At 59.5% G+C, this 6,717-nt stretch carries 8 protein-coding genes and 1 pseudogene; all 9 read right to left on the bottom strand.

The genetic code is table 11. The features are described from left to right. Positions 1-90: 90 nt before the first annotated feature. Positions 91-804 carry a hypothetical protein gene (locus CCA01S_RS15785; protein WP_157076561.1) on the bottom strand — a complete coding sequence of 238 codons (714 nt, stop codon included), beginning with the start codon at positions 802-804 and terminating at the stop codon, positions 91-93. A 197-nt stretch (positions 805-1,001) separates the two neighbouring features. Beyond that, entirely contained in the window at positions 1,002-2,600 is a 1,599-nt protein-coding gene (locus CCA01S_RS14875; RefSeq protein ID WP_066459907.1) for a type IV secretion system DNA-binding domain-containing protein, read from the bottom strand. A gap of 16 nt (positions 2,601-2,616) precedes the next feature. After that, positions 2,617-3,063 carry a hypothetical protein gene (locus tag CCA01S_RS14870; RefSeq protein WP_232305146.1) on the bottom strand — a complete coding sequence of 149 codons (447 nt, stop codon included), beginning with the start codon at positions 3,061-3,063 and terminating at the stop codon, positions 2,617-2,619. A gap of 7 nt (positions 3,064-3,070) precedes the next feature. After that, positions 3,071-3,779 (bottom strand): annotated as a pseudogene (gene stbB, locus CCA01S_RS14865) (StbB family protein). Between the two features lie 4 nt (positions 3,780-3,783). Then, the gene (locus CCA01S_RS14860; protein ID WP_066459903.1) at positions 3,784-4,269 is read right to left on the bottom strand and encodes a hypothetical protein; all 486 of its coding nucleotides are present in this window, start codon (positions 4,267-4,269) and stop codon (positions 3,784-3,786) included. Between the two features lie 19 nt (positions 4,270-4,288). After that, the gene (locus tag CCA01S_RS14855) at positions 4,289-4,723 is read right to left on the bottom strand and encodes a hypothetical protein (protein WP_066459901.1); all 435 of its coding nucleotides are present in this window, start codon (positions 4,721-4,723) and stop codon (positions 4,289-4,291) included. Next, on the bottom strand, positions 4,675-5,112 hold the full coding sequence (locus CCA01S_RS14850; protein ID WP_084386830.1) for a TrbM/KikA/MpfK family conjugal transfer protein: 438 nt from the start codon (positions 5,110-5,112) through the stop codon (positions 4,675-4,677). The genes CCA01S_RS14855 and CCA01S_RS14850 overlap by 49 nt, the downstream gene beginning before the upstream one ends. A 162-nt stretch (positions 5,113-5,274) precedes the next feature. Continuing rightward, positions 5,275-5,568 (bottom strand): plasmid mobilization protein, encoded by a 294-nt coding sequence (locus CCA01S_RS14845; RefSeq protein ID WP_066459909.1) that lies wholly within the window; start codon positions 5,566-5,568, stop codon positions 5,275-5,277. A gap of 518 nt (positions 5,569-6,086) precedes the next feature. Further along, positions 6,087-6,717: tyrosine-type recombinase/integrase (locus CCA01S_RS14835; RefSeq protein WP_157076560.1), on the bottom strand; the 631-nt coding region annotated here is incomplete at its 5' end.

The raw sequence follows: 6,717 nt of genomic DNA, 5'->3' as shown, positions 1-6,717 counted from the left end.
AAAAATTCAGAAGCTGCCTGACCTCGTCTTGTCTTTCTTCAAACAGCCTGAATGTCACTATATTCATACCTGACTTTAATTTTCGAAAGGTTAGTATGTTGTGCTGCGATCAGGAAGGCTGATTCGAAGCTGTTGTTTGAATTCTTCTGGCGTGGTAAGCAATGCAATATCAGAGAGATCGCCAACGTTTAAAATATATGGGCTAGAAAGAGAACAATGCGTATCGATAAGAATCCTATATTCTCGCTGATGATAAAAAAGTGACCTTTTATGAAAACCGCGCTTCTCGGGTGAAAAGTCCCCGTGATATTCGTTCTCACTAAAGTACTCTACAAGCCCGAGATTAGCGGATAGATTATTGCTTTTTATTGATGATTCCACTCGGTCTAAGAATTTTTTAGCATTCAGGATGACAACGCAGAAATTACCAAGGCCGAAGCAAGACTCATGTAATTCTATGGTTCTCTTGAAATCCTCAAGAGTTTCTCTATCTATTGATTGGTAGTTGCCGCTGTTGAGCGAATAAATGCAAAATGCATTTTTATTTAGTAGCTCTGGATCGTGAATAGCTACAGGGCAGGTAATGTCAGAAGATTGGATTACATGACCTCCAATCTGGAGTCCTATCTTGTTTGGTTGATACCAGCCCACCACCCCCTCGTGCGGGTCGCCACGCAATTCGCCTGCGGCGTCTCGATAATCCTTGAAGTATCGAATCGGATTCATGAATAGCTTTCCCGAAACGAAGTCCTTTGCGTATTGTTCCTGCTCAAAGATTTTTACAAAAGCATAGATTGTGGGCATTTATCGGCTTCCTTGCTATATAACCAGATTTAGAAGACATGCAGTAGGCATGTCTAGCTCGCCCAATGCTGTATAGAGCTTACAGTTCGATGGGGGAATTAGCTGCTGCAGCGTTTAGAAAATCACAAAAATTTGCCCTCATGCTTTGGTGACCACAGTACGTCAATGCTCAAGTGGCAGCTTCTGGCCGATTGCAATCATTTTCCACTCTGGAATGGTGCAGCGTGGCCATTAAACTGCTGGAACGGCATCCTGACTCGCGCCACTGGCAAATTCCCCGCCAACGCCACATACCCTTCCAGCACCGGCAACGCCTGAATCTGCGCCGCCGTCATCACATCCTCAGTTGTCCGATCCATATTATCCGACGTATTCCGATGATCGACGCTGCGGCTGACGCTGTATTTTGGCCGCTCAATCTCGTGTTTGCCAAGGCTTTCGCTCATGTCGCGGGCAGTCTGCGGGTCGGTGCGTGATCCCCCCAGCACGACCAGGTTACGAAAGCTCGCCCGAATGGTGGTGGCCATCGTCCTGCCGTACAGGTGTTCCAGCTGGGACGTGCTCTGCAGGCCCGCGACGATGCGCAGTCCATTTTTGCGACCTTTGGTGAGCCCCGCTTCCAGTGACGGCAAGGCCTCCAGGCTGGCCAGTTCGTCGATGAATAGCCACCAACGCCTGCCGGTACCTTCGGGCATGGACAGGATCGATGTGATGAAGACATCGGCCCAGGAGGATACGAGCGGCCGCATGGAGCTCATCATGTCTTCGCGCCAGTTGATGTACAGGTTCCCTCCTTCGGGCTTATCCAGCCAGTCGCGGATGGAAAAGGGGCCAGGCTTCATGCTGGTGTGCTCGGACAATTTGTTGGACAGCACGAACCGGGCCGACGACAGGGCCTTGCTGGCTTCGCTGGATCCGACGAACAGGGATTCTGCCAGGGTGCCGTCCAGGAATTGCTTCAGCACCTTCGGGTCCTCGATGGTGCACAGCCGGAATAGATCCATGATGCTGGCCTCAGTGCCCTGCAACTGGTGCAGCTTCTTCGCGGTTTCGCGCAGCAGCAGCCGCCCGAAGTCGTTCCATTCCTCGGCGTTCTTGTCCTGGCTCATGGGCACCAGGGAATGCGCCAGGCGCTTCCAGTCGTAGTCGGCGCGGACTTCGTTGAAGAAGGACCAGCCCTGGGTTCTGGCGTCGTAGGGGTTGAGGATCACGTCGCCGGGTTGCCAGAATTCGCTCAGCAGATCGCCATTGGGGTCGATGACGATCATGCGGTCATTGCGTATAGGTGTTTGGCCTGGCAGATGGTGCCAATGGTTGCGGGAGCGTGCCAGCACGGATGCCGCCATATTGCGCAGCAGCACCGACTTACCGGACCCGGTGGCACTGCTCACCAGCAGGTGCAGGTTTTCGTTGGCTGTGGGCATAGGGATGCCTGCCACGTCGAGCTGTTGTTTGCCGGGTTCTGTGCAGAGCTTTGCCAGGTGCTTTGCCGTGGTCATCCGGGTGCCGCGCACGAAGCGTTTGTAGGCTGCGCCTTCGAAACCTTCAGTTTTAGCGGTACGGCCAACGAAGAGAGTCAAGGCCAGAGCCAGCACCAGGCCCAGTCCCAGGGCCCCGTAGAGCAGCGGGTAGGCTGGAGTGAGCTTCACGAAATGCCAGGCCATCTGGCGATTCCAGTCGCGCCAGGCGATGCCGCTGCCGTAGGTGGCGGCGGTCATCCAGGCCGCGATGGGAAAGAGTGCCAGGGAAAAGGCGGCGATACGCCGCCGGGTGATGGGGGAGATCAGGGTAGACATGGATGCCTTCGTGGAATCAGGGAATCAGCCACTGGCCCAGCGCCAGGCCTGCCAGCAGCCCACCTAGCACACCGGCGGCACAGCCGATGACCACAGCGATGAGTGCCATGCGCTGGGCGGCTTGGTGCGTGATGCGGGCACACTGGGCTGCCTCCTGGGCCAGGTGGTCCAGCCGGGTGCCAGTCGCGTCCAGCATGGCCTGGATGGCCTGCTGGTGCTGCAGGTGAATGGGCTTGGCGGTGGCTTCGAGGGTGGTGGCCAGATGCCGGGCCAGTTGCTGGGGCAGGACCTGCTGGGTGTCGGCCACAGCCTGGATCTGCTGTTGGGCGGCATCCAGGCTGGTGCTGGCCATTTCAAGCCGATCCACGAGGCTGGCGACTTCGCCCAGTACCTCGTGATACAGCAGATCAAGCTTGGTGCGGGCGTGGCCCGGAGCCGGGCCTGGGGTCTGGAGCGCGTCCACGGCGGGATCAGGCAAAGAGTGCCGCAAAGGCCGCATTCATCTGCCGATCCACGGGCTGGGCCAGGGCGCGCAAGGCGTGCCGGTTACTCAGCTGGGAAATTCGCGCATGGTCGCTGCGGTCCACGGCCTTCAAGAGTGCCCGGTAGTCCGTCTGGTCGGCCAGCACGTCGGCGAGCGTGGTGCGCAGATCGGCCAGCAGCTCGAAGACTTCGTTTTCGTAGACGGCGGCCTTGGGGTTGGCCTGCACTTCGCCAGTCTTGGCCGCATAGGCCAGGATTGAGGGGAATTCATCCTCGACACTGGATTCCACCCGGTTGAACAGGATGCGCACCCGTTCCGGATCCACACCCAGCTCGGCCAGGGCGACCACGGTCTTGATGGTTTCGCGCTGGGCCTTTCCGGTGTTGATGACGGGCAACACGAAGCAGCTCATTTCCTCGTGGGCCCCTTCGTAGCGCATCATGTGGTTCAGGAAATCCTCGATGTTGCTGGCCCCCACGTCCACGATGGCATCGTCACGGGTGAGCAGCTCCCGAAACAGCCTGCCGAAGTGTTCGCCGCGCAGTTGATCGACTTCCAGGCCCAGGTCTGCGCCGGTCTCGTTGGTGGACTCCACGGCAAAGATCTGTGCTCCGTTCATGCGGGGGGGCCAGCAGGTGAGAGGCGACGACGGTCTTGCCGACCGATCCGGTGTAGTTCAGGACTGCGACTTTCATGGCTTCATTCCTTGTCGGTTTGGGTTTCGGTGTCTTGGGTGGCCTTGGCTCGATTGGCAAGGCCTTCGCGGCGCAGGGCATCGAGGTCGATACGCATGTCGCGGATCTTGCGCAGATCCCCTGGTGTCTGGATGCGGCTGGGTCGCCCCTGGATGGCGTCCAGTGGTGGTGGGGTGGGGTTGGCAGTGGGGGTGGTGTCGGGCGTGGCTGCGGGTGTGGAGGTCGCCTGACTTGCTTCTTCGGCGGCCAGCCGCCGTGCCTTGCGCCAGCGGCGCAGCGTGGTGATGTAGGTGTTATGCCGCACCGGCAGGCCTGCGGCGGCCAGATCCTCCATGATGGCGGCGTGTGGCACGCCTGCAGCCACCTGGGGCTCGATGAGCGGGTAGAGTGCCCGCAGCTTCGCAGCCTGGCGCAGCAGGCGCGGATCCAGACTTTCCAGCACGGCACGGTAACGGGTGACGGGATCGGGTTTGAGCGGGTTGTCAGTCATGAAATGCCTTGAGGGGATGTCAGTGATGCAGGGCCGGTAGCACAGTGGCTTGCTTGCCGTCCAGCCAGGCCAGGCCTGCTGCGTGGGCTTCGTCGTAGGCGCATTGGTCGTCGGCAAAGCGCACGGACTGGCCACGGGCGGGGAAATGCCCGCAGCCGACTTCCTGGTTGTGATCGAGCAGGCGCAGCAGGTAGCCTTCGCCGTCGCCTTCACGCGGCACGATCTCGTACGAGAAGCGCAGCCGGGCCTGGGCCAGCTCCGTCTGGAACTGCCGGGCAACTGTCGGGATGCGAGCGGCCCAGTCGCCGCCGATGCGATCCAGGGCGTCGGCGATGCTGTAGCCGCGTTCCTGCAGCCAGTCGTCGCGATCCAGCACCAGGGCGGCGGTCAGCGCTTCGCCCAGGCTCAGGGCACCGATGCCTTCGCGGGCGGCCCGATGGGCGATGGCGAGCATCCGGGTGTCGAGATTTGCGTGTGGGTTCTGGCATAGCTGCGGTTCAGGTAGTCCGCATCGCATTTGCCCGCACCACGCGAGATGGCTTCTACCCGTTCCGGCATGCCGGGATCGGCTGCGGCTGGGCTCTGGCCCAGAAAGGACCGGCGGGCAGCAACGGTGGCATTCCAGTCCAGGCCATGGCGGTTGAATCGCTTGATGCCGAAATAGTGCTCCAGCGATGGACTGCATTCGCCAGGCCGCAAGCTGGAGGACAGGCACAGCGTGGCTTCGCAGGCCAGGCGCGGGGTGCCGGTCAGCAGATCGGCAGAGTTGGCTGCATGGACAGCAGGAGCCAGAGCGCAGGCGAACGCCAGCGCCCCAGCCCGCAAGGCGGGAAGGGTTTGCATGGGGATGTCTCCGGGGGAAGGGGGAGCAGATAGCCGCAGTTGGGCTTGGAATGAGACGTAGACCGCGCTGGTCTAATTAGGGGCGCAGAAATGAGTAACCCGCCGGTTTGAGGATGCGCACTGCGCATAGCCTTGGCGGGTCTTGTTGTTGGCTATTGTAGATCAGCGCAAGCGTTGCAGGTTCTGTTGTGCCTGGTCGATTTGTTCCGGCTTGGCCATGGCCCGCACCAGATGGACGGTTTCTATAGCAGCGATACGGGTATCGCGCAGCTGATCCAGGCTGGCGATCACCTGACGCAGCAGTGTCAGTTCTTCCTGCAAGGTGTCGTCAGCCACCAGGCGGCGCCGGACATAGTTGGACAGGGACAGCCCGGACAGGGCGGCTGCCTCGCCCAGGCGCGCAGCATGGGACGGGGTCACCTGGATGCGGATGACCTCGGAGAGAGGTTCGTTCATGGTGGGGCCTCGGTAGGGCCAGCCCACTGGATAGGTAGGTGTTGGTGACCGTTTTGCTTACTGCCAAATCTGGAATTGATCCCACTGTGGCGGGAAGCCCATGGCCCGAGTGGGCGGACTGTGCTGCTCGATCAGGGTCTTCAGCCGCCGCCTCCAGCTGTGTTGCGGAGCTACGATATCCATGCAGTGCAGCAGGATCGTCAGTGTGTTGTATAGCCGACGTGACCCAGGCTGGAATTGGTGCTGCAGGCTCAGCGGTTTCGTCTTTGGAATGATCATCGACACGCATCCCCCGTCGTTCGAGGATGGCTACCTGCTCAGCATAGTTTGTCACGGGCTTGGCGAAGGGATGATGCTGGTGTGTCATTGTGGGCCCGTCCGTGTTCTGCTTGCTTTTTCTGGGGCCGGAAATGAGTAACCCGCCGGTTTGAGGGCGTACTTTCGTACGTAGCCTTGGCGGGTTTTGTCATGAAGGATTATATCCGATTCGAGCGACGAATGGAAGCTCAATTTGGGTCTCATGCTCTGGCTCCTGCTGCTTTTCTCAACTGGATGATGTTGCTGATCGTGGATACGGAGGCTTGCGGGGATGGTTCTCCCGCCTCGCATGCAACCAGAAACGCCGCCCACATGGTCAGCGTCTGTCGCCGCTCGGGGATTTCTTCGCGGACATCGTAGATGGCTTCCATGCCCTTGAGCGTATGGTTCAGTGCGATCTCCGAGATTTCCCTGGAAACGCCCATGTTTCTCAGGTGCCCTTTGGCGGTTGATCGGGTGTCATGTGGCGTAAATTGCCGGATGGGAATCTCCCGACGGTCGAAAGCCCGTCGAAAGGCAGCCCACAGGGTGGTGGAACCAACATGGGTGTCCCCTTGTTGATTGCGCCGCCGCCGCTCCTGGCGAGCAGGAAGCAGGTAGATGGACTCACCGGACAAGTTGATCAGTGCCTGGAACCACGACGCGACGGTCGGGACGATGGGGACTAGAAATCCCTCTCTGGTCTTGACCGACTCGTCAGGAATCCACCAGATTCCGCGATCCAGGAACAGGTGCTCTTTTTTTGCCCTGGCCAGCTCGATGCCGCGTACGCAGGTGGCGAGCAGGATGCGAAAGGCCAGTGCGTTTTCGATGCCGATGACGTCGATATCC

The organism is Castellaniella caeni NBRC 101664, assembly GCF_001592225.1.
In the GTDB taxonomy this organism is placed as follows: Bacteria; Pseudomonadota; Gammaproteobacteria; order Burkholderiales; family Burkholderiaceae_B; genus Castellaniella; species Castellaniella caeni.
Note: the sequence above shows the minus strand (reverse complement) of the source record. Positions and strands in the feature narration are given on the sequence as shown.

What these genes read in the sequence shown, in the direction of transcription:
- CCA01S_RS14845 (WP_066459909.1), bottom strand. Translation starts at nt 5,568, where the DNA reads ATGAACGAACCTCTCTCCGAGGTCATCCGCATCCAGGTGACCCCGTCC.
- CCA01S_RS15785 (WP_157076561.1), bottom strand. Translation starts at nt 804, where the DNA reads ATGCCCACAATCTATGCTTTTGTAAAAATCTTTGAGCAGGAACAATAC.
- CCA01S_RS14860 (WP_066459903.1), bottom strand. Translation starts at nt 4,269, where the DNA reads ATGACTGACAACCCGCTCAAACCCGATCCCGTCACCCGTTACCGTGCC.
- CCA01S_RS14855 (WP_066459901.1), bottom strand. Translation starts at nt 4,723, where the DNA reads ATGCTCGCCATCGCCCATCGGGCCGCCCGCGAAGGCATCGGTGCCCTG.
- CCA01S_RS14850 (WP_084386830.1), bottom strand. Translation starts at nt 5,112, where the DNA reads ATGCAAACCCTTCCCGCCTTGCGGGCTGGGGCGCTGGCGTTCGCCTGC.
- CCA01S_RS14875 (WP_066459907.1), bottom strand. Translation starts at nt 2,600, where the DNA reads ATGTCTACCCTGATCTCCCCCATCACCCGGCGGCGTATCGCCGCCTTT.